Here is a 22,471-nt window from a genome sequence, read left to right as displayed (position 1 = left end):
GGTGGGAAAGGGCCCCGTCGCCGTCCGGCGTGGGCTAGGGTACGGGGCATGTTCGCGCACTCGACCCGTAACTGGTGGTGGACCGCTCATCCGGCGGCCCGCTGATCGCGCGTACACACTGACGCAGAGGCCGCCCGAGGGGCGGCCTTTTCCGTGTCCACGGGCCGTTCCTCCCAGCTGATTCCCTGGAAGGAACCGACCCATGAGCTTCGACCGACTCCTGCGCGACGACTGCCCGCCGTTCGCCCTGCTGCGCCGCCGCACCCCCGGCCACGACCACGACACCGTCGAGGTGCTGATCGGCCGGGTGCACGAGGCGGACCGGCTCGCCGACATCCCCGTCGGCGACCGGCCGTCGCTGGCGCTGGTGCCGTTCCGGCAGATCGCGGAGCGCGGCTTCGACGTACGCGACGACGGCACACCGCTGTCGGTCCTGGTCGCGGACGAGACGTACACGATGCCCCTGGACGAGGCGCTGTCGGCGCTCCCCCGCCACGAAGTCCGCGTGGACGGCGGGGCGTTCGACGTCAGCGACGAGGAGTACGCCGGCACCGTGCGCCGGGTGATCGAGGACGAGATCGGCCGGGGCGAGGGCGCGAACTTCGTGATCCGGCGGACGTTCCGGGGCCGGATCGACGGCTTCGGCCGGGCGGACGCGCTGGCCCTGTTCCGGCGGCTGCTGGCCGGCGAGCGGGGGGCGTACTGGACGTTCGTCGTGCACACGGGGGAGAGAACGCTGGTCGGTGCCAGCCCCGAGGTGCATGTGCGGATGTCCGGCGGGACCGTCGTGATGAACCCGATCAGCGGCACCTACCGCTATCCCGCCGAGGGTCCCACCCCAGAGAACCTGCTCGCCTTCCTCGGGGACCGCAAGGAGACCGAGGAGCTCTCCATGGTGGTGGACGAGGAACTGAAGATGATGTGCACGGTCGGCGACATGGGCGGGGTGGTGATCGGCCCGCGCCTGAAGGAGATGGCCCATCTCGCGCACACCGAGTACGAGTTGCGCGGGCGCTCCTCGCTGGACGTGCGGGAGGTGCTGAAGGAGACCATGTTCGCGGCGACCGTCACCGGCTCCCCCGTGCAGAACGCCTGCCGGGTCATCGAGCGGTACGAGGACGGCGGGCGCGGCTACTACGCGGGCGCGCTTGCCCTGCTGCGCCGGGAGGCCGACGGCACCCAGACCCTGGACTCGCCGATCCTGATCCGGACCGCCGACATCGATGCGGACGGCACGCTGCGGGTGCCGGTCGGGGCGACCCTGGTGCGCCACTCGGACCCGGAGAGCGAGGTCGCCGAGACCCACGCCAAGGCCGCCGGGGTCCTCGCCGCCCTCGGCGTCCGCCCGGCCCGCCCCGAGGCGGAGCGGGAGCGCCCCCGGCTGGCCGACGACCCCCGGGTGCGGGCGGCCCTGGACGCCCGGCGGGACGGGCTCGCCCCGTTCTGGCTGCGGATGCAGGAGCGCGCCGCCGACCGCGTCGGCCACGCCCTGGTGGTGGACGGCGAGGACACGTTCACCGCGATGCTCGGGCACCTGCTGCGCGCCTCGGGGCTCGACGTCACCGTGCGCCGCTACGACGAGCCGGGGCTGCGGGACGTGGTGCGGGCGCACGAGGGGCCCGTGGTCCTCGGCCCGGGCCCGGGGAATCCGGGGGACGCGGCGGACCCGAAGATGCGGCTGCTGCGCGCGATGGCCGCCGAGCTGGTGCGGGAGCACCGGCACGGGCTGCTCGGGGTGTGCCTGGGCCATGAGCTGATCGCGGCGGAACTGGGCCTGGAGATCGTCCGCAAGGCGGTGCCGTACCAGGGGGCGCAGACCCGTATCGACCTGTTCGGGCGGCCCGAGACGGTCGGCTTCTACAACAGCTTCACCGCGCGCTGCGACGACTCCGGGGCGGCGGAGCTGGCGGCGCACGGCATCGAGGCGAGCCGGGACGAGGTGTCCGGGGAGCTGCACGCGCTGCGCGGGGCCGGGTTCGCCTCGGTGCAGTTCCACCCGGAGTCGGTGCTGACGCTGCGCGGTGCGGCGATCGTGTCCGAGCTGCTGGCGGGGCTGCCGGTGAACGGCTGAGACGCGGGGTCAGGGGCCGGGCGGGCCGGGACCAGAACGTTGCCGCTGTGGCGGCCGGCCAGGTAGTCGCCGACGTTCTCGACGGTGGCGTCGATGATCTGGCCGACCGCGTCCTCGGTGTAGTACGCCTGGTGCGAGGTGACGATGACGTTCGGGAAGGTGACGAGCCGGGCCAGGGTGTCGTCGTCCACCCCCTCCAGGGACTTGTCCAGGAAGAACAGCCCGGCCTCCGCCTCGTACACGTCGAGTCCGACGCCGAGGAAGCGGCCCGCCCGCAACTCGCCGACCAGGGCCGAGGTGTCGACGAGGCCGCCCCGGCTGGAGTTGACCAGGATCGCGTCGTCCTTCATCAGGGCGAGGGCGTCCCGGTCGATGAGGTGGTGCGTCGACGGGAGCAGCGGCACGTGCAGGCTGACCAGGTCGGACTCCGCGAGCAGGCGCTCCTTGTCGACGTACCGCATGCCCAGCTCGGCGCAGGCCGGGTTCTCGGCGACGTCCCAGCCGAGCAGCTTCATGCCGAAGCCGTGGGCGATCCGGGTGAACGCCTCGCCGATCTTGCCGGTGCCGATGACGCCCGCGGTGCGGCCGTGCATGTCGCGGCCGAGGAGCCCGTCGAGGCGGAAGTCGAAGTCGCGGGTGCGGCCGGCGGCCCGGATCACCCGGCGGTTGACCGCCATGGCCAGGGTCCAGGCGAACTCCGCGACCGAGTACGGCGAGTAGTACGAGACCCGGGCGACGCGGAGGGCCAGGCGCTCGGCGACGTCCAGGTCGATGTTGTTGAACCCGGTGGAGCGCTGGGCGATCATCTGGGTGCCGCCGGCCGCGAGGGTCTGGAGGACCGCGCCGCCCAGGTCGGCGTTGACGCTGGTGGAGATGACCTCGTAGCCCGCCGCGATGGGGGCGGTGTCCCGGTTCAGGAAGACGTCCAGGCAGCGGACTTCGTGCTTCCCGGCGAACGCCTTCTCGATCAGCGGCTTCTCGTCGGACTGCACTCCGAAGGCCAGGATCTCCACGACGTCTTCCCCTGTCTGCTGCTGGGTGCGGCGGTCATCGCGAATATACGGCCGGGGGCACCGCTCCGCCGCTCAGGCGTCGTCCAGCCCGCGCTCTATGGCGTACCGCACCAGCTCGACCCGGTTGTGCAGCTGGAGTTTGCCCAGAGTGTTCTGGACGTGGTTCTGCACGGTCCGGTGCGAGATGACGAGCCGTTCCGCGATCTGCTTGTACGAGAGCCCCTTGGCCACGAGCCGCAGCACCTCGGTCTCCCGGTCGGTCAGTTCGGGAGCCTTCGGCTCGTCGGAGGCGGCCGGCGCGGGCTCGGAGGCCAGCCGGCGGTACTCGCCGAGGACCAGGCCCGCCAGGCCCGGGGTGAAGACGGCGTCGCCGGCGGCGGTGCGGCGGACGGCGTCGGTCAGCTCCTGGGTGCTCGCCGACTTCATCAGGTAGCCGGTGGCACCGGACTTGACCGCCTCCAGGACGTCGGCGTGCTCGCCGCTGGCGGAGAGCACGAGGACCCGCAGCCCGGGCTGGGTGCCGACGAGTTCCTTGCAGACCTGCACCCCGGGCATGCCGGGCAGATTGAGGTCGAGGACCAGGACGTCCGGGGTGACGGCGCCGGCCCGGCGGACGGCCTGGGGCCCGTCGCCGGCGGTGGCCACCACGTCGAAGCCGGCCTCGGTGAGGTCCCGGGCCACGGCGTCCCGCCACATCGGGTGGTCGTCCACCACCATCACTCTGATCGCCCGCTGCCCGGTGCCCTCTTCGTGTGTCGCGCTCATCGGACCGAACCCGCCTTCCCCCGTGAAACCTTAGGAACCTTCAATTCGACCTCGGTGCCCTGGCCCGGAACAGATCAGCTCTGCCGTACCGCCCAGATCGCGCAGCCGGCCGCGGATCGACAGGGCGACCCCGAGCCGCCCCTCCCCCTCGGCCTGCGCGAGCCGCCCCTCGGGGATGCCGGGCCCGTCGTCCCGGACCGTGACGACGACCTCGTCCGGCCAGTCCTCCAGCAGGATCCACGCCTGGGCGCCCTCGCCCGCGTGCACCCGGACATTGTCCAGGGCGGCGCCGACCGCCGCCGCCAGTTCCGCCGCCGCGGCGGACGGCAGCAGCACCGGAGCGCCCGGCTCGGCGAAGCTGGTCCGGGAGCCGGCGTGCGGGGCGAGCAGTGACCGCAGATCGGTCTCGCCACCGTCCCCGGCGCCCGGTTCGTCGTCGTCCGTCTCGACGGTCCGGACGACGGCGCCCTCGGAGGCGTCCTCGGAGAGCCGGGTGGGCGGCACGAGGCCGCTGGAGACCAGGGTGCGCAGGGCGACCTCCTGCTCCCCGGCCATCCGGCCGAGCTCCGCCGCCTCGCCCCCCATCGCGGCGCCGCGCCGCTGCACCATGGCGAGGACCTGGAGCACGCCGTCGTGGATGTCCCGGGCGAGGCGTTCGCGTTCGCGGGTGGCCGCCTCGATCTCCAGGGCGCGGGCGAGGGTGCGCTCACTGGCCCGGGCGACCTCCACGACGTAACCGATGGCGATGGAGGCGACCCAGACCAGCATCACGTTGTGCAGGGTGTCGCGGCTGGGCTCGCCGCGCTCGATGAGATTGGCGACGGCGACCAGGCTGGAGGCGAAGCCCGCCCAGCGCCAGCCGCCCTTGATCGCGAAGGCGAGGACGGAACCGGCGGTCCAGATGGACGGCAGGGTGGGCCCGTCGACGTGCTGCGCCTGGAAGTCCGCGAGCGGGGTGACGACGATCCCGATGAGGGCGATGGCCAGGTCCGCGCCCAGGAAGCGCCTGGTGCACGCGGCCGCACTGCCCACCTTCGGCAGGGTGGCGAGCGTCCAGACGGCCATCAGCGACAGGAACGTGATGGCTATCCAGGGACGGTCGTAGTCGCGCCGGGCGAAGGCCGCGAGCAGGACCGCGTAGAGCATCGTGAGCACGCGGTACGCCGTCAGGGCGCGCCACAGCGGCTGCTCCACCGACATCCGGACCACGCGTACGCGTTTGACCATGCTGTTCTCCCCCGTCCCCCGGCGGACCGCCGCGCAGCTCAGGCGCTGTCGCCGTCCGTCTTCTTCGCGGCCTCGGACCGGCGCTTGGCCTCGTCGGCGATCTGCCGCTTGGCGGCGGTCGCGTAGATGTCGACGTACTCCTGGCCCGAGAGCTTCATGATCTCGTACATCACCTCGTCGGTGACCGAGCGCAGGATGAAGCGGTCCCCGTCCATGCCGTGGTAGCGGCTGAAGTCGAGCGGCTTGCCGATCCGGATGCCGGGGCGCATCAGCTTGGGGACCACCTGGCCGGGCGGCTGGATCTTCTCCGTGTCGATCATCGCGACGGGGATGACCGGCGCCCCGGTGGCCAGCGCGACGCGGGCGAGACCGCCGGGCTTGCCCCGGTAGAGCCGGCCGTCGGGCGACCGGGTGCCCTCGGGGTAGATGCCGAAGAGGCCGCCGCTCTCGACGACCTGGATGCCGGCCCGGATCGCCGCCTCACCGGCGCCGCGCGCGCCGGAGCGGTCGACGGGAAGCTGGCCGACGCCCTTGAAGAAGGCGGCGGTGAGCTTGCCCTTCACACCGGGCGCGGTGAAGTACTCGGCCTTCGCGATGAAGGTCACCTTCCGGTCCAGCACGGCCGGCAGGAAGAAGGAGTCGGAGAACGACAGGTGGTTGCTGGCGAGGATCGCGGGCCCGCGCGCGGGGATGTTCTCCAGGCCCTCCACCCACGGCCTGAAGGCGAGCTTCAGCGACCCGCCGATGGAGAACTTCATAGCGCCGTAGATCAACTCGGATGCCTCCTGTGTGCTGTCCGACAGACCTTAACCCGCCGTGTCCCCCTTCCTCCCGCCCGGCGCGGGCGGGTGTCCGCGGCCCGGGCCGGTGACGGCCCTGGTCGGTGTCGGTCCGGTCGCGTACGGTGAAGTAATCCTCGCGCGTCCCGTACATCCTTCCGAACCCCTTCCCGCTCGCTCCCCCGCGAGCCTCATGAACAGGAGACCCCGGTGCCGGTCCTTCCCGGAGCCGAGCCGTTCCGCCACGAGGGCGGAGAGGTCGGCGTCCTCCTCTGTCACGGATTCACCGGTTCCCCGCAGTCGCTGCGCCCCTGGGCCGAGTATCTGGCCGAGCGCGGTCTCACGGTCTCGCTGCCGCTGCTCCCCGGACACGGCACGCGCTGGCAGGACATGCAGGTGACCGGCTGGCAGGACTGGTACGCGGAGGTGGACCGGGAGCTCCGCGGGCTGCTGGAGCGCTGCGCGCGGGTGTTCGTCCTCGGGCTCTCGATGGGCGGCGCGCTGGCGCTGCGGCTGGCCGCGAAGCACGGGGACGCGGTCAGCGGTCTGGTGCTCGTCAATCCGGCCAACAAGGTGCACGGCCTGGCGGCGCACGCCCTGCCGGTGGTCCGCCATCTGGTGCCGACGACGAAGGGCCTGGTCAGCGACATCGCCCTGGAGGGCGTCGCGGAGGTGGGCTACGACCGGGTGCCGCTGCACGCGGCGCACTCGGTGCGCAGGTTCTTCCGGCTGGTCGACGGCGATCTGCCCCAGGTCACCCAGCCGCTCCTGCTGCTGCACAGCCCGCAGGACCATGTCGTGCCGCCCGCCGACTCGGCGCGCATCCTGAGCCGCGTCTCCTCGACGGACGTCCGGGAGGTCCTGCTGGAACAGAGCTACCACGTGGCGACGTTGGACCATGATGCGAAGCGGATCTTCGACGAGAGTCATGCGTTCATCGGCCGCCTCGCTCCGAGCGACATGGATCAGGGCGGGAAGAAGGGGAGCACGTCCGGTGGCTGAGCACGACGCGGAGCGCGCGGGCAGCGAGGAGGAGCGCGAGCCGCTCCCCGTGGAGGGGGCGGCCGTCGCCGACGACGACGGGAAGGGCGCTCCACCCGACGCACCGGCAGGTGCGGGGGACGGGCCGCTGGACGAGGAGGCCGTCTGGCGGGCCATCGTGGAGGGGTACGGGGAGGAGCCGCCGGACCCGCCGGGCGCGCGGCCCTTCCGGTCCGTCGAGGATCTGGTGCTGCCGGACGACGGTCCGCTGACCGCCCCGGCCGCGGACAAGGGGCTCGGCAAGCGGCCGCCCAAGCCGAAGCCGGAGGCGGACCGGCCGCTCGGCGGCTCCGTGGTCTTCGCTCCGGGCGTGGGTCCGCGCGACTACGAGCCGGCCGACCCGGACGCCGCCGCCCCGGGTGGCGGGGACGACGACGAGGGCCACTTCGTGCCGCCGGAGCCGCCGCCGCTGCCGGAGGCCGACGTCACGGCGAAGTTCGCCTGGCTCGCGGTGGTCGGCGGGCCGGTGCTGATGCTGCTCGCGGTGCTGCTCTCCTGGGAGATGACCTGGTGGCTGACGACGGTCTGCGTCGGCGGCTTCCTGGGCGGCTTCGTGACGCTGGTGGCACGGATGGACTCCGACGACGACGGTGACGACGACCCGGGCCGGGGCGCGGTGGTCTAGGGCCGGTCTGACCATTCCCGTCGTCGCCCGGAGGGCGGCCGGGCGGCGTCAGGTGCGTGCTCCCGGCGTGCCGGCCCCAGACCTCTGTACTGGATGTACTGGGGTCTGGGGCCGGTGCGGCGAGAGTGCGTGCATGGCGTCGCGCGGCAGGCGGGAATTGTCAGACAGGCCCTAGGGCCTGTCGCCGGCTGCCGCCGGGACCCGGAGCGCGGCCAGCACCGGGCGGTGGTCGGTCGCGGCCCGCAGGTCGGCCTCCCGCACCCCGGGCAGCCCGTCCGGGACCCCGCAGCCCAGGACCTCGACGCCGCCGGTGGCGAAGACGGCGTCGATCCGGCGGCGGGGTTCGTGCGCGGGGAAGGTGTACGCGCCGCCCCGCGGCTCAATCTCCCAGCAGTCCTGGTAGCGCCCGGCGAGACGCCGGAAGGCCCGTCCGCTCGGTACGTCGTTGAGGTCACCGGCGATGACCGTGTGCGCCACGCCCAGCGCGTCCACGGTCTCCACCAGCCGCTCCGCCTGGGCCAGCCGCTCCTGCCGCTGGAGGCTCAGGTGGCAGCTGACCACTCCGACCCGGGCGCCCGCGAACCGGACCACCGCGGTGGCGAAACCCCGGCGGTGCAGGCCCGGGGTGCGCGGCAGCAGGATGTCCTCGGTGCGCTCGACCGTGGCGCGCAGCGAGCACAGCAGCAGCGGCCCGGCGGCGGTGGCGCCCCCGCCCAGGACCACCAGGTCGGTGGCGGCGGCGAGCCGGGCGGCGTACTTGCGCCAGCGGAAGAAGCGCGGGGCCTCCTGGACGAGGACGAGGTCGGGGGCGCAGGCGCGGATGACCCGGGCGAGGGCGGCGTTGTCGTCGCGCATCGAGCGGATGTTGTAGCTGAGCACGCGGATGACGGCCGAGCCGTCCGGCTCGGTGCACGAATCGGGCAGCGACATCGTGGCCATGCCCTCACGATACGGCGGACGCCCGCCGCGTCCCGAGAGGGCGCGACGGGCGTCCGGTGTTTCCGTGTACGGGTCGGGCTCAGCCCTGGCGGGCCAGGTCGGCCGCGCCCACGAGCCCTGCCTTGCCGCCGAGTTGGGCGGCGAGCACCTGGGCGTGCGGGCGCCACTCGCCGCCGATCAGCCAGCGCCGGAACGACTTGCGGATCGGGTCGAGGACGAGCTCGCCCTCGTCCGAGACGCCGCCGCCGACGATGAAGGCCGACGGGTCGAACAGCGAGGCCAGGTCGGCGAGTCCGGCTCCGGCCCAGCGGGCCAGCTCGCGGAACGAGTCGACGGCCACCGGGCAGCCCTGGCGGGCGGCCTCGCTGATGTGCTTGCCCTCGATGCCGTCCACGGTGCCGTCGCCGAGCCCCAGGAGGATCGGGGCGTTCTCCGGGGTGGCGTTGGCGCGCTGCTTCGCGTACCGCACGAGGGCGCGGCCGGAGGCGTACTGCTCCCAGCAGCCCTGGCTGCCGCAGCCGCAGAGCAGACCGTCCGGGACGACCCGGATGTGGCCGAACTCGGCGGCCACGCCGAAGCGTCCGCGGCGCAGCTTGTTGCCGATGATGATGCCGCCGCCGAGGCCGGTGCCCAGCGTGATGCAGATGACGTCGTCGTGGCCCTGGCCGGCACCGAAGCGGTACTCGCCCCACGCGGCGGCGTTGGCGTCGTTCTCCACGACGACCGGGAGGCCGACGCGCTGCTCGACCTTGTCCTTCAGCGGCTCGTGGCGCCAGTTGATGTTGGGCGCGAACAGCACGGTGGCCCGCTTGTCGTCCACGTATCCCGCCGCGCCGATGCCGACCGCCTCGACCGCGTGCCCCTCGCTGGCGCCGGACACCGCCGCAGCGATCGCGTCCACGATGCCTTCGGCCGTCGGCGGGGTCGACACCTTGAAGGTCGAGAGGATCCGTCCCTCTTCGTCGACCACTCCAGCCGCGATCTTCGTGCCGCCGATATCGACGCCGATGGTGAGTCCCATGAATCCCTCAGTTCCGGTCGAGCCCCGCTGGGGCAACCGTACCCGAGGCCGGGCCCCGTCCTGTCGGCGCCGGTCAGTCCAGGTCGATGTGTTCGCCGGCGCCGGACCCCTCGTCACGGGGGCCTTCGGGGCCTTCCGCCTTCTTTTCGGTGCCCGCGGGGTCCCCCGCCCCCCGGGTCCAGCGGCCTTCCTGGCCCTGGACCGCCGAGCGGTAGGCGGCGAGCAGTTCGCTACCGGCCGCCGCGATGTGATCGAAAACGTCTGGATTGCGCTCGATCACGGGCTCCACGGCCGCCTTGGCCTGCTGGATGACCTGCTGCACGGCGCCCTGCGCGGCCATCCCGAGGAGCGGCCCCTGGAACGAGCCGAGCTTGTCGGCCACCGCGTCCACCAGCTTGCGCAGCTCCTCGGCTGCGGATCCGGGCGGCGGGCCGTAGGCGGCACGGCGGCGGGCCTGCTCGGCGGCGAGGTCCTCGGCGCACGCGTCGGCCCAGGCGTCCTCGTCGGCGGGGCGATCGGTGGCTTCGCTCATGGCGGACTCCTGGGGCATCGTGGCCGGGCGGCCCGGCATACCGGACACGTACCTTCGACGGTACCCGAACGGTGGTACGCCGTTCAGCTCGTCCGGGGCCAGAGCGCGGGATCGGGCGTGAAGCGGACCCGCAGCACGCCGTCGGTGAGGGCCGCGCCGGAGACGGTGCAGCGGCGCAGGGCGGGCTCCAGGGGCACGGTGCGGTGGAACGGGCCGACGGCCAGGAGGAGTTCGCCGCCGCGCCGGACGAGCTGGAGGTCCTTCTTGACGGCCCCGGGGAGCCGCAGGCACCAGACGAGTATCCCGTCGCCCTCGGGCCCGCCGGCCTCCTCGGTCCACCAGGGGTCCGGGGCCCGGCCGCCCTCCTCGCCGATGCCGGGCACGGCGAGCGCGGCGCCCCCGCCGTCCGCGCCGGCGAGGGCCAGGAGGTCGTCGGGGCCCTGGGGGTCGCGGCCGAGGTGCGCGATCCGGACCGGGGCCGCCCCCTCGTCCGCCCAGTGGCCGAGGGACTTCTCCTGCTGGGCGGCGAGCGCGGCGAAGAACGGGTCCGGGGAGTGGCCGGGCAGCAGCCGGTTGGCGACCGGCGCGTCGGCGCGCAGTCCGTGCAGGGCGAGGCCGGTACGGGCGGTGCGCAGGGCCTCGTCGGCGGCCGGCCCGGGTTCGGCGACGAGGCGGAGCGTGGTGGCCCGGTCCTCGATCAGCGCCTGGACCTGGGCCAGCTCGGCGTCGCGCCGGGCGGCGGCCTCGTACAGCCACTGGGCGGGCATGGGCACACCGGCCAGCTGGGCGAGCATCGGGCGCAGGGCGCGGGCGGCCTGGCGCTCCTGGGGGAGCAGCCTGCGCAGGTAGCGGCGCAGCTGTCCGGGGAGGGCGAGCAGGCGGAGGGCGTCGCGCAGGGGCGGGAGGTCCACGACGAGGAGGTCGTACGCCTCGCCGGACCAGTCGCCGTGGGCGGCGCGGCGCAGGGCGTGGAGCAGGGCGAGTTCGCCGCTGCCGGGGAGTTCGGTCAGCTCCTCGCCGTCCAGCGGGTTGCCGCCGAGCAGTTCGAGGACGGACGACAACTGCTCCTGGAGGGCGAGGAGTTCGCTGCGGAAGTGGGCGGCGGAGTCGATCCGGACGGACCACAGACCGGCGGTGACCGGGGTGGGGGCCGTGGCGTCCGGGAAGCCGGGTATCGGGTCGGCGGAGACCAGCAGGGTGCGGGCGCCGTCGCGGGCCGCGGCGAGCGCGGTGGCCGCCGCGACCGTCGTACGGCCGGCTCCGCCGGGCCCGGTGACCAGGACCGTGCGCACGCGCTCAGCCCTTCGGGACGGACTCGACGCGCTTCTTCAGGCCGGCCAGGGCGCGGTCGATGATGACCTTCTCCGCCTTGCGCTTGATCATGCCGAGCATGGGGATCTTGACGTCGACGGTCAGCCGGTAGGTGACCTCGGTGCGGTCGCCGGCGCCGAGCGGCGCGAGCGCGTAGGAGCCGTCGATGGCGCGGAGCATCTGGGACTTGACCAGGGTCCAGCTGACCTCGTAGTCGCCGATCCAGGTGTAGGCGAGGGTGTGGTCGTCCTTGATCGCGCCGGCGTCCAGGACGAGGCGGACCTTCTCGGCCCGGCCGTGCTCGTCGGTGCCGAGGACCTCGGCCTCCTTGACCTCGCCGGTCCACTCCGGGTAGCGCTCGAAGTCGGCGATCACACCCATGACGTCGGCCGGCGCCGCCTCGATCGTGATGCTCGAGCTGGTGTGTTCAGCCATCGCTGTGGCCCTCCAGTGCGGTGTACCGGTCCGTCGGCAGGAGCCTGCCGCCAGAAGGCTATCGCGTGCGCCCGGCGGCCCGTCCCAGGGTGGGGCGGTTCACCACTCCAGTGCCCAGGGCCGGCCGGTGGAAGCGAAGTGGCCGACGTTCACGCACTCGGTCGCGCCGATCCGCATCCGGCGGGCCAGCGGCTGGTGGACGTGGCCGAAGAGGGCGTAGCGCGGCCGGGTGCGGCGGATGGCGTCGAGCAGGGCCCGGCTGCCGCGCTCGAAGCGGCGCGCCACGGTGTCGTAGACCAGCTCGGGCACCTCGGGCGGGATGTGGGTGCAGAGCACGTCGACCTCGCCGACCGCCTCGATCTTGGCGGCGTACTCCTCGTCGTCGATCTCGTACGGGGTGCGCATCGGCGTACGCAGGCCGCCGCCGACGAAGCCGAAGACGCGGCCGCCGATCTCGACGCGTTCGCCGTCCAGGACGGTGGTGCCGGGGGCGGCGTACTCGGGCCAGAGGGCGGGGATGTCGACGTTGCCGTAGGTGGCGTACGTCGGGGTGGGCAGTGCGGCGAACATCTCGGCGTACTGCCTGCGGACCGCCTCGGTGATCGCGGCGTTGCGGTCCATGCCCTGCCACAGCTGCCGGCCGAAGTCGCGGGCCTCGTCGAAGCGGCGGGCGGTGCGCAGGGCGACGATCCGGTCGGCGTTCTCGACGCCGAAGAGGTCGGGGAAGATGCCGCGCGAGTGGTCGGCGTAGTCGAGGAAGAGGACCAGGTCACCGAGGCAGATCAGGGCGTCGGCGCCGTCTCCGGCGCGGGCCAGCGCCCCGGTGTTGCCGTGCACGTCGCTGACCACATGGACGCGGGTGTTCGCTCCTGCTCGCATGAAAACAGCCTAGGGCCTGCGCAGAGGCCCCGGACCTGCGGTTACTTCCTGGTGCGTGTACGGGTGGACTACTGTGCGCGAAAGGACGTCCCGATATGTGTGACGCATAAGACATCTGGCCGGGACCCCCTATCCGGAACCGAGTACTGGTGGGTAACGTCCGGGCAGTCCAGTCGTGCTCACCCCACTGAGCACCCGCCATCTTGGACCGCGCCGGTGCGTCACACAGAGCCGTGGCACCGGAGCCCGATGAGGAGCAGCAGTCTTGCGCGAGTTCAGCCTTCCGGCCCTGTACGAGGTCCCCTCGGACGGCAACCTGACGGATCTCATCCGCCGCAATGCCGCTCAGCATCCCGATGTCGCGGTGATGAGCCGCAAAGTGGCGGGCGTCTGGACGGACGTCACCGCCGTCCAGTTCCTGGCCGAGGTCCGGACGGCCGCCAAGGGCCTGATCGCGGCGGGCGTCGAGCCCGGCGACCGCGTCGCCCTGATGTCGCGCACCCGGTACGAGTGGGTGCTGCTGGACTTCGCGATCTGGAGCGCGGGCGCGGTCACCGTGCCGGTGTACGAGACCAGCTCGCCCGAGCAGGTGCAGTGGATCCTCGGCGACTCGGGGGCCGTCGCGGTCCTGGTGGAGAGCGACACGCACGCCGCCGCCGTCGCCTCCGTGCGCGACCGGCTCCCCGGCCTGCGGCACGTCTGGCAGATCGAGCAGGGCGCCGTCGACACGCTCCGGGCCGAGGGCGAAGGGGTCTCCGAGGAGACCGTGGACCTGCGCAGCGCGGCGGCCCGGGCGGACGACCCGGCCACCATCGTCTACACCTCGGGCACCACGGGCCGCCCCAAGGGCTGCGTGCTGACGCACCGCAGCTTCTTCGCGGAGTGCGGCAACGTGGTGGAACGGCTCAAGCCCCTCTTCCGTACCGGCGAGTGCTCCGTCCTGCTCTTCCTGCCCGCCGCCCACGTCTTCGGGCGGCTGGTCGAGGTCGCCTCGGTGATGGCACCGATCAAGCTCGGCTGCGTCCCGGACATCAAGAACCTCACCGACGAGCTGGCCGCGTTCCGCCCGACGCTGATCCTCGGCGTTCCGCGCGTCTTCGAGAAGGTGTACAACGCGGCGCGCGCCAAGGCGCAGGCCGACGGCAAGGGCAAGATCTTCGACAAGGCCGCCGACACGGCCATCGCCTACAGCCGCGCGCTGGGCACCCCGCAGGGCCCCTCGCTGGGCCTGAAGTTCCGTCACAAGGTCTTCGACCGCCTGGTCTACGGCAAGCTGCGCGCGGTGCTCGGCGGGCGCGGCGAGCACGCCATCTCCGGCGGCGCCCCGCTCGGCGAGCGCCTGGGCCACTTCTACCGGGGCATCGGCTTCACCGTCCTGGAGGGCTACGGCCTGACCGAGTCCTGCGCGGCCACCGCCTTCAACCCGTGGGACCGGCAGAAGATCGGCACCGTCGGCCAGCCGCTGCCCGGTTCCGTGGTGCGCATCGCGGACGACGGCGAGGTGCTGCTCCACGGCGAGCACCTGTTCTCCGGCTACTGGAACAACGAGGCGGCGACGGCCGAGGCGCTGGCGGACGGCTGGTTCCACACCGGGGACATCGGCACGCTGGACGAGGACGGCTACCTCGCGATCACCGGCCGCAAGAAGGAGATCATCGTCACGGCCGGCGGCAAGAACGTCGCCCCCGCCGTCATCGAGGACCGCATCCGCGGCCACGCCCTGGTGGCGGAGTGCATGGTGGTCGGCGACGGGCGGCCCTTCGTGGGCGCGCTGGTGACGCTGGACGAGGAGTTCCTGGGCCGCTGGGCCGAGGAGCACGGCAAGCCGGCCGGCTCGACCGCGCTGACGCTGCGCGACGACCCGGAGCTGCTGGCCGAGGTGCAGCGCGCGGTGGACGACGGCAATGCGGCGGTCTCCAAGGCCGAGTCCGTCCGCAAGTTCCGCGTTCTGGGCGCCCAGTTCACCGAGGAGGCGGGCCACATCACGCCCTCGCTGAAGCTGAAGCGGAACGTGGTGGCGAAGGACTTCGCGGACGAGGTGGAGTCGATCTACCGCTCGTGAGCCTCACGTGGGCGAGGGGGCCCGCACCACACCGGTGCGGCCCCCCCCGCCCACGTATCAGAGCAGTTCCCGCAGCCGCTCCGCGAGCAGGTCCCAGCGCCACTTCTCCTCGACCCAGGCCCGGCCCCGCTCCCCCATGCGCCGCCGCAGCTCCGCGTCGCCCAGCAGCGCGGTGATCCGCTCCGCCGCCTCGCCGGGCTCGCCGCCGCGCACGACCCAGCCGGTCTCGCCGTCGAGCACCGCGTCCGGGGCGCCGCCGGAGTCACCGGCCACCACCGGCAGCCCGGTCGCGGACGCCTCCAGGTAGACGATGCCCAGGCCCTCCACGTCGAGGCCGCCGCGCCGGGTCCGGCAGGGCATCGCGAAGACGTCCCCGGCCCCGTAGTGCGCGGGCAGCTCCGACCAGGGCACCGCACCGGTGAACCGCACGGAGTCCGCCACCCCGGTGCGCGCGGCGAGCTTGCGCAGCTCGTCCTCGTAGGGCCCGCCGCCCACGACCAGCAGGACCGCGTCGGGCTGGGCGGCCAGGATCGCGGGCATCGCGAGGATCAGGGTGTCCTGGCCCTTGCGGGGCACCAGCCGGGACACGCAGACCACGACCGGGCGTTCGGTGAGCCCGAGCCGGGCCCGGACCCCGCCGCCGCCGGAGTCCGGGTGGAACGTCTTCTCGTCCACCCCGGGCGGCAGCTGCACCATGCGGCGGGCGGCTGCCGGGCTGAGCGCCGCGGCGATCCGGGAGCGGGTGTACTCGCCGAGGTAGGTCAGCGTGTCGGTGCCCTCGCCGATCCGGCGCAGCAGCTGCCGGGACGCGGGCAGCTGCGCCCAGGCCGCCTCGTGGCCGTGCGTCGTGGCGACGAGGCGGCGGGCGCCCGCCTCGCGCAGCGCCGGGCCCATCAGGCCGAGCGGAGCGGCGGCGCCGAACCAGACGGACGAGCAGCCGTGCGCGCGCAGCAGCTCCGTGGCCCGCCGGGTCACGCGCGGGGTCGGCAGCAGCATCGTCGTTCGGTCGCGGACGACGGTGAACGGCTGCTCGGCGTCGAAGGCGGCGGTGGCGGCCGCACCCTCGGCCCCGCGCTTCCAGGTGGAGGCGTAGACGACGACCCGGTCGGGGTCGAGCCGCAGCGCCATGTTGTGCAGGAACGCCTGGATGCCTCCCGGGCGGGGCGGGAAGTCGTTGGTCACGATCAAGGTCTTGTCCATCGCCGCCGACAGTACCGGGCCCCGGCGGCCGTGCCTGATGGCCCGCGCACAGGGCGTACGGGCATCATGGCTGTTTCGTACGGTGCACAGGACGGGTGAGGGCAGGTCATGACGGGTTCCAGCGGCACGCGTCCGGCGGCCTTCGCGGTGTGGGCGCTCACCAGGGCGGTGCTGCTGCTCTGGGTGACCAAGGTGGTCACCCCGCCCGGGCTCGACGTGACGAGCGACGTGTCGGTGATCTACCACGGCTGGTCCGAGGTGCTGCGCTCCGGCACCTACCCGCAGTCCGACGTCACCTGGCAGTACCCGCCGGTGGCGGCGCTGGCGGTCCTCTCCCCCGGCCTGCTGCCGTTCCTGGACTACGCCACCGCCTTCTTCGTGCTGGCGTTCCTGTGCGACGCGCTCGTCCTGGGGATGCTGCTGCGCGCGAGCGACGGTCCGGGCCGCCGGGCGGCCGGGGTGTGGGTGTGGGTGGCGGGCGTGCCGCTGCTCGGCACGACCGCCTACGCCCGGTACGACGTGATGGTGACGGCCGTGGCGGTGGCGGCGCTGCTGGCCGGGCTGCGGCACCCCCGGGTGCTGGGGGCGCTGGCCGCGTTCGGGGCGCTGCTGAAGGTGTGGCCGGCGCTGCTGCTGGCCGGGACGGCCCGGGGGCGCGCCACCCGGCTGGCGTGGTCGACGGCGGCGGCGGTGGCGGCCGGGCTGCTGCTGGCGTGTGTGGCGGCGGCGCCGGGGGCGCTGGCGTTCCTCGGCTTCCAGCGGGACCGGGGCACCGAGGTCGAGTCGCTGGGGGCGCTGGTCTTCCATGTGTGGCGGCAGTTCGGCTGGGAGGGCCGGGTGGAGCTGCACTACGGCTCGCTGGAGTTCCTGGGGCCGCACGTGCCGCTGGTGAGCACGCTGGCGCTGGGGCTGAGCGTGGCCGCGTTCGGCTGGCTGCTGGTGTGGCGGCTGCGGGCGCGGACGTTCGGGGTGAGTACGCCGGCGGACGCGGCGTTCACGGCGGTGCTGCTGTTCACCACGACGAGCCGGGTCATCAGCCCGCAGTACATGCTGTGGCTGGTGGGCCTCGCGGCGGTGTGCCTGGTGCTGCGGGAGAGCCGGATGGGGTGGCCGGCCCTGCTGGTGGTGGCGGCCACGGGCGTGACGCAGCTGGAGTTCCCGATCGGCTTCGTCCATGTGGTGTCGAGCGACGCGCAGGGCCTGACGCTGATGTTCCTGCGCAACGGGCTGCTGGTCGCCGCGTGCGTGCTGGCGGCCCTGCGGCTGTGGCGGGACACGGTCGTACGGGCCCCGGGGCGCGAGCCGGTACCGGAGGCGGCGGAGGCCGTGCTCAGTCGAGCCGGTCGCGCAGATACACCCGCCAGCGCGCCGTGAAGTCCTGCGGAGTCGTGCCCAGCACCTCGTGCAGGGCGTCCTCGACCGCCCCGTCGCGCCCGTGGTGGGCACCGACGGCCCGGTAGAAGGCGAACAGCTTGTCCTCGCCCCAGCGGGCGGCGATCAGCTCGCAGGCCAGCCAGCCGCCCTCGTACGCCTTCGCCAGCCGGTCCGCGTCCCCCGCGAAGGCGAAGTCCTCGTCCTCGGGCAGCCCGGCCGGCACGTCACCGGCCCGGACGGCGTCGGCCAGCTCGGGGGCGATCTCCTCGGCGGTCCGGTCCCGGTCCCGGTAGGCCGCCCAGTCCGCGAAGCCCTCGGAGAGCCAGGTCGGGGTGGCCGGCGAGGTCTGCCTGCGGGTGGCCACGTGGGCGGTCTCGTGGGTGAGGACGACGCGCTGCCCGAAGCCGCCGAGCAGGGCGTACGCCTCCGGGTTGACGATCACCCGGTCGGCTGGGGCCTTCCCGGTGGTGCCGGTCTCGCCGGTGGTGACGGCCGCTATGCCCTTGTAGTTCGAGGCGGGCGACCCGAGCAGCCGGCCCATCTCCGTCACGCTGTCCGGCACCAGCACCACCACGCGCCCCGCCCACCGCTCCGGCCAGGCGGCGGAGACCGCGGGCACCGCCTCGTCCGCCGTCGCCGCGATCGCGTCCAGCTCGTCCCGGGAGCGTCCGACGCCCAGGACCAGGCTGTGCCTTCCGCGCACCACCTCGACGTCGCCCTGCTCCCACAGCTGCCCGGCGCTGCCGTCGGCGGCCCGGTCCGCGGTGACGTACCAGCGGCCGTCCGCCGGGTCGCGGGCCAGGTCCACCACCCGGTCGACGGAGACCGGGGCGCTGTCGTAGCCCGCGATCCGGTAGCCGAGCGTGACGTCGGCGGTGACCCGGTCCGCCCCGTGCCGGGTGAGACGCGTCAGCCGGTACGCCCAGGAGCCGAGCGGCACGTCCGCCAGCCGGGCGAGCTCCCGGCGCTGGGCGGTGCGCAGCGCGGTGGCGTCCGGGGCGACGGCGGCGGCGTAGGCGGCCGGGTCGTGGCGGAGCACGGCGGCGGCGCGCCGGTCCAGGGTGGCGCGGACGCCCCGGGAGGTGCTGTCGGGCGCCCGGTCGGCCGGGGCGGAGCAGCCGGCGGCGCACAGCAGCGCGGCGAGCAGGGCACCCGCCGCCCGCCGCCCGCCTCGCCTGCGCACCCGTTCGACCACATGACGAGCGTACGGGCTGTCGCCGCGGTCAGACCCGGGTGACCGAGGAGACGGGCATCATGCCGACGGGGTCGTAGCGGACCGGGGCGCCCGGGTACGGAGCATGGATGACCTGGCCGTTCCCGACGTACATGGCGATGTGGCTGGCGTCCGCCCGGTAGGCGACGAGGTCCCCGGGGCGGGCCTCGGACAGCGGCACCATGTGCCCCGCGTACCGCTGGGCCTGCGAGGTCCGGGGCAGGCTCACCCCGGCCTGGGCCCAGGCCCACTGCATCAGCCCGGAGCAGTCGAACCCGGAGGGCCCGCTGGCGCCCCACACGTAGGGCCGGCCGAGCGCCTGCTGTGCCGCCAGGACGGCCGCGGCAGCGCGGGAGGAACCCGCCGGGAGCCCGGCCAGCAGCCCGGCGCCCGGGTCGCGTCCGTCGCGCGAGGCGCGGGCCAGGGCGGCCCGCTCGGAGGCCGGCAGCGACCTCAGCAGCTGCCTGGCCCGGGCGAGCTTGCGTTCGACGGTCCGCTTGTGGCGGCTGACGGCCTCCCGGCCGCGCTCCAGGCCGGCCAGCGAGCGGGCGGCCTCGGTCCGGACCTGGGCGAGCGCCCGCTGGGCCTTGCGCAGTTCGGCGAGGGCGGTGGCCCGGTGGGCGTCGGCCATGGTGACGGCGGCGGCCCGGTCGAGGTAGCTGTCCGGGTCCGAGGTGAGCAGCAGGGCCAGCGCGGGGTCGATGCCGCCCGCCCGGTACTCCGCCCGGGCCGCGGAGCCCAGCTCCTCGCGCATCCGGTTGATGCGTTCCTGGCCCCGCGCGGCCCGGTCCTGGGCCCGGCTCACCTCGCCGCGCAGCCGGGTCACGTCCTCGCCGGCCCTGTTGTACTGCTCGGTGGCGCGCTCGGCCTCGGCGTACAGGTGGTCGACGCGGGCCCCGGCGGACTGCGGGGTGTCGTGCGGCTCGGCGTTCGCGGTGGCGGCGCCGAGTGTCGGGGCCGCGGTCGCGGCCGCCGCCGTCAGGACGGTGGCCCGGGCACCGCGGCCGGTACCGGGCTGTGTGGAACGGCGATGGGACCCCACAGGACGCCGCACTCCCTTCCGCTGGACACAGACGCGCGCGGCCCTGCCGCCCGGGTGGGCGGACCGACGTACGGGAGCCGCGACAGCAGGCAGACAGTAGCCGCGTGATCACGGAGCGGACAAAGACACGCCGGACCGGTGGGGGCCACACACAGTGACGCCCCGCCGGTGACCTGTGGTCTCCGGCGGGGCGGGCGTCAGTACGGGGCGCGGAAATTCGCCCGTTCGGGCGCGGTTCAGATGCGCACGGCGGCGTAGATGCTGCCGATGGTGCTCATCGACTCGTAGCGCACGTAGGCGCCGGGGTACGGGGCGTGCAGGACCTGGCCGCCGCCCGCGTAGAGGCCCACGTGCTCGTTGCCGTTGAAGAAGACCAGGTCGCCGGGGGCCAGCTGGCTGACGCCGATCCGGTGGCCCTGGTTGACCTGGGTGTACGTGGTGCGGGTGATGTTGACGCCGGCCTGGGCGTAGGCCCACATGGTCAGGCCCGAGCAGTCGAAGGAGTTGGGGCCGGTGGCCGAGGGGACGTAGGGCTTCCCGATGCGGGTGGCGGCGGCGTTGAGGGCGGCGGCGCCGAGGCCGGACGCGGGGGCCTCGTTGCCCAGGTCGACGCGGGCGCCCGCGTCACGGCTGGCGCGGGCCTCGTCCTGCCGGATCTTCGCCTGCTCGGCCTCGGTGAGGGTGTTGAGGAGGCGGCGCGCCTCGGCCAGCTTCTCCTGCTGCTTCTTCTTCTTCTCGCCGAGCGTCTTGCGGACGGAGGCGAGGTCGCTGAGCTTGTCCTGGGCCTCCTTGCGCTGCTGCGCGAGGGCCCGCTGCTTCTCCTGGACCTTCGACAGGGCCTCGGTCTGCTTGGCCGTCAGCTGGTCGAGCGCGGACGCCTGGTCCAGGAAGCTGTCCGGGTCGGAGGAGAGGAAGAGCTGGACGGAGGGGTCGATACCTCCGGAGCGGTACTGCGCGGCGGCGAGGGAACCGAGGCCGGTACGGAGCTGGTTCAGCTCCCCCTGGCCGCGGGCCACCTTGTCCTGGATCGCGCTGATCTGCTTCTCGAGCTTCTCCTGCTTCTCCTTGGCCCCGTTGTACTGCTCGGTGGCCGCTCCGGCCTGGTGGTAGAGATCGTCGACCTTCGCCTTGACCTCGTTCTTGGTCGGCTTGGGGTCGGCGTGAGCGGCCTGGGAGGACAGGGCGACGGCCGCGGCTGCGGTCGCGGTGAGCACGGTCACACGAGTGCGGCTCGGCTGCTTGGGACGACGGTGGGACGCCACGAAGGCGAGCTCCTTCTTCCTCGAGCCGCCTACCGGATCTGTGGGGGGAGGAGAGATCCCCGGCTCCGTGCACATCACGGACTCGGCGGTTCCTTCGCCGCCACCCCGGATGGGTGATCGACCGCGCGAAGGTTCGAGGCCCGACCCTAGTGACCATCTTGTGATCAGTTCAAATCCTCGCAGGAAAAATCTCGTCACACACGGCACTTCTTTGCCCGCACCCCACGGCGTGTAGCGACGACTTGACGGACCGTTCCCTGATCTCGGGCGAACTCCCCGCAAGAGGCGCTAAACCCGCGAAAGCCGCTTCAGGAGCAAGGCGGACGCAACGGGTCTGGCCCCCGCCTTCGCCACTCCGTCGGCCACCTCGCGGTCGGTGGAGACCACCACCACGGGCCGTCCCGGCGGCTCCGCGCGCGCCAGTTGACGGATCAGCTCGTCGGCGGTGACCCCCGGCTTGCTGAACAGCACCCGCACCCCGCGCGGCGGCGCCAGCAGCACCGGGGCGGCCAGTTCCGCCCCGTCGAACACACACGTCACCTCGGCACCCGTGCGCGCCGCGAGGACCGAGAGCCCGCCGAGCAGCCGCAGCCGCTGCTTCTCCAACGGCATCTGCGGATAACCCGTCTTGGTGACGTTGTAGCCGTCCACGATCAGGTGGGCCTGCGGCAGCTCCAGGAGCTGGTCGAGCAGTGCCGGGTCGGTCTCCGAAAGGGCCCTGGCCGCGATGTCCTTGGGCGACATCCGGCCGGGCTCCACCGCGTCCACACTGTCCGCCGGCCGCATCGACGAGGGCGGCAGCGCCAGTTCCCGCCGCAGCCCGCCGGCCGCTTCGAGCACCGTGTCCAGCAGCAGCCGCAGCCGCATGTCCTCGACGGAGCGCCCTTCCCGGGCCGCCCGGCGGCCGGCCTCGACGGACGCCTCCGCCTCCCCGAGCCGCGCCCTCAGCCGCCGGGTCTCGCTCTCCGCGGCGGACACCTGGGCGGCCGCCTCGGCGCGTACGGTCTCGGTCTCGGCCTTGGACCTGCGCAGCGCCGCCTCACCGCGCTTGACCTCGCTGAGCGCGCTGCGCAGTTTGCGCTGGAGGGAGTCCGCCTCCTTGCGGGCGGCGTCCAGTTCGGCGCGGAGCCGTTCCGTCTCGCTCTTCGTCTGGGCCCTGGCCTCGGCCAGCTCCTCGCGCAGCCGCGCCACTTCGCGCCGGCTCTCCTCGCCGGCCCGCTCGGCGTCGGCGCGCTGGACCTCCTCGCCGGCCGCAGCGACCAGCTTCACCCAGCCCTCGGGGCGCAGGACGTACGCCGCCGCCGCCACGTCCACCGGGTCGGCTGCGGCGGGCGGCGCGCCGGACTCCACGGCACCCGCCAGCTCCGGCTGGGCCTCCCTGAGCCGGTCACCGATGCGGTGGCGGAACCGTTCGTCGTTCGCCACGGCGGCCGCCATGGCGTTCCCGGCGAACTTGGCGCGGCGCGACGCCGTGAAACGGGCGTACTGCCTCAGCTGGGCGGGCAGTTCGGCGACCGTGAGCCCGCCGAACGCGTCGGACACCAGCGCGACGACCCGGCGCCGTACCCCTTCGGGCAGCGGGCGGTCGAGCGCCTCCACGGCGTCATCGGCCCCGTCGGCCGACGCGGCGCCGCCCTCGGGCTGCTCCACCATCCGTCACCCCATTGTGTTGTCTCCGCC

The 22,471-nt window shown here is 73.7% G+C and carries 19 protein-coding genes and 2 pseudogenes; 6 read left to right on the top strand and 15 right to left on the bottom strand.

Going from position 1 to position 22,471, the window contains the following annotated elements:
- The first annotated feature begins 48 nt into the window (after window positions 1-48).
- Window positions 49-105: a trp operon leader peptide gene (locus tag ACN6LM_RS23840; RefSeq protein WP_073968448.1), complete on the top strand. Its 57-nt coding sequence runs from the start codon at window positions 49-51 to the stop codon at window positions 103-105.
- A gap of 97 nt (window positions 106-202) precedes the next feature.
- Complete coding sequence (locus ACN6LM_RS23835) at window positions 203-2,071, top strand: anthranilate synthase family protein (RefSeq protein WP_445067414.1); 1,869 nt, start codon at window positions 203-205, stop codon at window positions 2,069-2,071.
- A gap of 26 nt (window positions 2,072-2,097) precedes the next feature.
- Here the strand turns inward: ACN6LM_RS23835 and ACN6LM_RS23830 are convergent.
- The 4 genes and pseudogenes from ACN6LM_RS23830 to ACN6LM_RS23815 form a co-directional block, all read right to left on the bottom strand.
- Window positions 2,098-3,084 (bottom strand): annotated as a pseudogene (locus ACN6LM_RS23830) (2-hydroxyacid dehydrogenase); the annotation flags it as partial.
- A gap of 72 nt (window positions 3,085-3,156) precedes the next feature.
- The gene (locus tag ACN6LM_RS23825; protein ID WP_361032730.1) at window positions 3,157-3,849 is read right to left on the bottom strand and encodes a response regulator transcription factor; all 693 of its coding nucleotides are present in this window, start codon (window positions 3,847-3,849) and stop codon (window positions 3,157-3,159) included.
- Window positions 3,846-5,076 (bottom strand): annotated as a pseudogene (gene macS / locus ACN6LM_RS23820) (MacS family sensor histidine kinase). Before macS ends, ACN6LM_RS23825 begins: the two are co-directional and overlap by 4 nt.
- A gap of 38 nt (window positions 5,077-5,114) precedes the next feature.
- Window positions 5,115-5,834 (bottom strand): lysophospholipid acyltransferase family protein, encoded by a 720-nt coding sequence (locus ACN6LM_RS23815; protein ID WP_445067416.1) that lies wholly within the window; start codon window positions 5,832-5,834, stop codon window positions 5,115-5,117.
- Between the two features lie 231 nt (window positions 5,835-6,065).
- On the opposite strand from ACN6LM_RS23815, the gene ACN6LM_RS23810 reads away from it, so the two are divergent.
- Together ACN6LM_RS23810 and ACN6LM_RS23805 are read left to right on the top strand one after the other, a co-directional pair.
- Window positions 6,066-6,857, top strand: coding sequence for an alpha/beta hydrolase (locus ACN6LM_RS23810; RefSeq protein WP_445067413.1), 792 nt, complete (start codon window positions 6,066-6,068; stop codon window positions 6,855-6,857).
- Window positions 6,850-7,521: a hypothetical protein gene (locus ACN6LM_RS23805; protein ID WP_445067412.1), complete on the top strand. Its 672-nt coding sequence runs from the start codon at window positions 6,850-6,852 to the stop codon at window positions 7,519-7,521. The genes ACN6LM_RS23810 and ACN6LM_RS23805 overlap by 8 nt, the downstream gene beginning before the upstream one ends.
- 171 nt (window positions 7,522-7,692) lie before the next feature.
- Here ACN6LM_RS23805 and ACN6LM_RS23800 read toward each other — a convergent pair whose 3' ends face one another.
- From ACN6LM_RS23800 to ACN6LM_RS23775, 6 genes are all read right to left on the bottom strand, one after another.
- Window positions 7,693-8,460 (bottom strand): endonuclease/exonuclease/phosphatase family protein, encoded by a 768-nt coding sequence (locus tag ACN6LM_RS23800; protein ID WP_445067411.1) that lies wholly within the window; start codon window positions 8,458-8,460, stop codon window positions 7,693-7,695.
- Window positions 8,461-8,539: 79 nt separating this feature from the next.
- Complete coding sequence (locus ACN6LM_RS23795) at window positions 8,540-9,481, bottom strand: ROK family glucokinase (protein WP_164399480.1); 942 nt, start codon at window positions 9,479-9,481, stop codon at window positions 8,540-8,542.
- Window positions 9,482-9,554: 73 nt separating this feature from the next.
- The gene (locus tag ACN6LM_RS23790) at window positions 9,555-10,013 is read right to left on the bottom strand and encodes a DUF5304 domain-containing protein (protein WP_445067410.1); all 459 of its coding nucleotides are present in this window, start codon (window positions 10,011-10,013) and stop codon (window positions 9,555-9,557) included.
- 83 nt (window positions 10,014-10,096) lie between these two features.
- A complete protein-coding gene (locus ACN6LM_RS23785) occupies window positions 10,097-11,305 on the bottom strand; it encodes an ArsA family ATPase (protein ID WP_445067409.1) in 1,209 nt (402 codons plus the stop codon).
- Between the two features lie 4 nt (window positions 11,306-11,309).
- On the bottom strand, window positions 11,310-11,759 hold the full coding sequence (locus ACN6LM_RS23780; RefSeq protein ID WP_164398843.1) for an SRPBCC family protein: 450 nt from the start codon (window positions 11,757-11,759) through the stop codon (window positions 11,310-11,312).
- A gap of 99 nt (window positions 11,760-11,858) precedes the next feature.
- Window positions 11,859-12,638: a metallophosphoesterase family protein gene (locus ACN6LM_RS23775; RefSeq protein ID WP_445067408.1), complete on the bottom strand. Its 780-nt coding sequence runs from the start codon at window positions 12,636-12,638 to the stop codon at window positions 11,859-11,861.
- Between the two features lie 265 nt (window positions 12,639-12,903).
- Between ACN6LM_RS23775 and ACN6LM_RS23770 the strand changes: the two genes are divergently transcribed.
- Window positions 12,904-14,700 (top strand): AMP-dependent synthetase/ligase, encoded by a 1,797-nt coding sequence (locus ACN6LM_RS23770; RefSeq protein WP_445067407.1) that lies wholly within the window; start codon window positions 12,904-12,906, stop codon window positions 14,698-14,700.
- Between the two features lie 57 nt (window positions 14,701-14,757).
- Here ACN6LM_RS23770 and ACN6LM_RS23765 read toward each other — a convergent pair whose 3' ends face one another.
- On the bottom strand, window positions 14,758-15,900 hold the full coding sequence (locus ACN6LM_RS23765) for a glycosyltransferase family 4 protein (protein WP_445067406.1): 1,143 nt from the start codon (window positions 15,898-15,900) through the stop codon (window positions 14,758-14,760).
- A gap of 108 nt (window positions 15,901-16,008) precedes the next feature.
- Between ACN6LM_RS23765 and ACN6LM_RS23760 the strand changes: the two genes are divergently transcribed.
- Window positions 16,009-17,274 (top strand): glycosyltransferase 87 family protein, encoded by a 1,266-nt coding sequence (locus ACN6LM_RS23760; RefSeq protein WP_445067405.1) that lies wholly within the window; start codon window positions 16,009-16,011, stop codon window positions 17,272-17,274.
- Here the strand turns inward: ACN6LM_RS23760 and ACN6LM_RS23755 are convergent.
- The 4 genes from ACN6LM_RS23755 to ACN6LM_RS23740 form a co-directional block, all read right to left on the bottom strand.
- Window positions 17,231-18,469: a hypothetical protein gene (locus ACN6LM_RS23755; RefSeq protein WP_445067404.1), complete on the bottom strand. Its 1,239-nt coding sequence runs from the start codon at window positions 18,467-18,469 to the stop codon at window positions 17,231-17,233. The genes ACN6LM_RS23760 and ACN6LM_RS23755 overlap by 44 nt on opposite strands.
- Before the next feature lie 28 nt (window positions 18,470-18,497).
- The gene (locus ACN6LM_RS23750; RefSeq protein WP_445067403.1) at window positions 18,498-19,529 is read right to left on the bottom strand and encodes an NlpC/P60 family protein; all 1,032 of its coding nucleotides are present in this window, start codon (window positions 19,527-19,529) and stop codon (window positions 18,498-18,500) included.
- Between the two features lie 236 nt (window positions 19,530-19,765).
- Window positions 19,766-20,791: an NlpC/P60 family protein gene (locus ACN6LM_RS23745; RefSeq protein WP_445067402.1), complete on the bottom strand. Its 1,026-nt coding sequence runs from the start codon at window positions 20,789-20,791 to the stop codon at window positions 19,766-19,768.
- Between the two features lie 288 nt (window positions 20,792-21,079).
- Entirely contained in the window at window positions 21,080-22,441 is a 1,362-nt protein-coding gene (locus ACN6LM_RS23740; RefSeq protein WP_445067415.1) for an NYN domain-containing protein, read from the bottom strand.
- Window positions 22,442-22,471: the final 30 nt, after the last annotated feature.

It is taken from the genome of Streptomyces sp. SAS_281, from assembly GCF_052542855.1.
Note: the sequence above shows the minus strand (reverse complement) of the source record. Positions and strands in the feature narration are given on the sequence as shown.

Coding starts and splice junctions, on each gene's coding strand:
- ACN6LM_RS23835 (WP_445067414.1), top strand. CDS start 203: ATGAGCTTCGACCGACTCCTGCGCGACGACTGCCCGCCGTTCGCCCTG.
- ACN6LM_RS23825 (WP_361032730.1), bottom strand. CDS start 3,849: ATGAGCGCGACACACGAAGAGGGCACCGGGCAGCGGGCGATCAGAGTG.
- ACN6LM_RS23815 (WP_445067416.1), bottom strand. CDS start 5,834: ATGAAGTTCTCCATCGGCGGGTCGCTGAAGCTCGCCTTCAGGCCGTGG.
- ACN6LM_RS23800 (WP_445067411.1), bottom strand. CDS start 8,460: ATGGCCACGATGTCGCTGCCCGATTCGTGCACCGAGCCGGACGGCTCG.
- ACN6LM_RS23795 (WP_164399480.1), bottom strand. CDS start 9,481: ATGGGACTCACCATCGGCGTCGATATCGGCGGCACGAAGATCGCGGCT.
- ACN6LM_RS23790 (WP_445067410.1), bottom strand. CDS start 10,013: ATGAGCGAAGCCACCGATCGCCCCGCCGACGAGGACGCCTGGGCCGAC.
- ACN6LM_RS23780 (WP_164398843.1), bottom strand. CDS start 11,759: ATGGCTGAACACACCAGCTCGAGCATCACGATCGAGGCGGCGCCGGCC.
- ACN6LM_RS23775 (WP_445067408.1), bottom strand. CDS start 12,638: ATGCGAGCAGGAGCGAACACCCGCGTCCATGTGGTCAGCGACGTGCAC.
- ACN6LM_RS23765 (WP_445067406.1), bottom strand. CDS start 15,900: ATGGACAAGACCTTGATCGTGACCAACGACTTCCCGCCCCGCCCGGGA.
- ACN6LM_RS23760 (WP_445067405.1), top strand. CDS start 16,009: ATGACGGGTTCCAGCGGCACGCGTCCGGCGGCCTTCGCGGTGTGGGCG.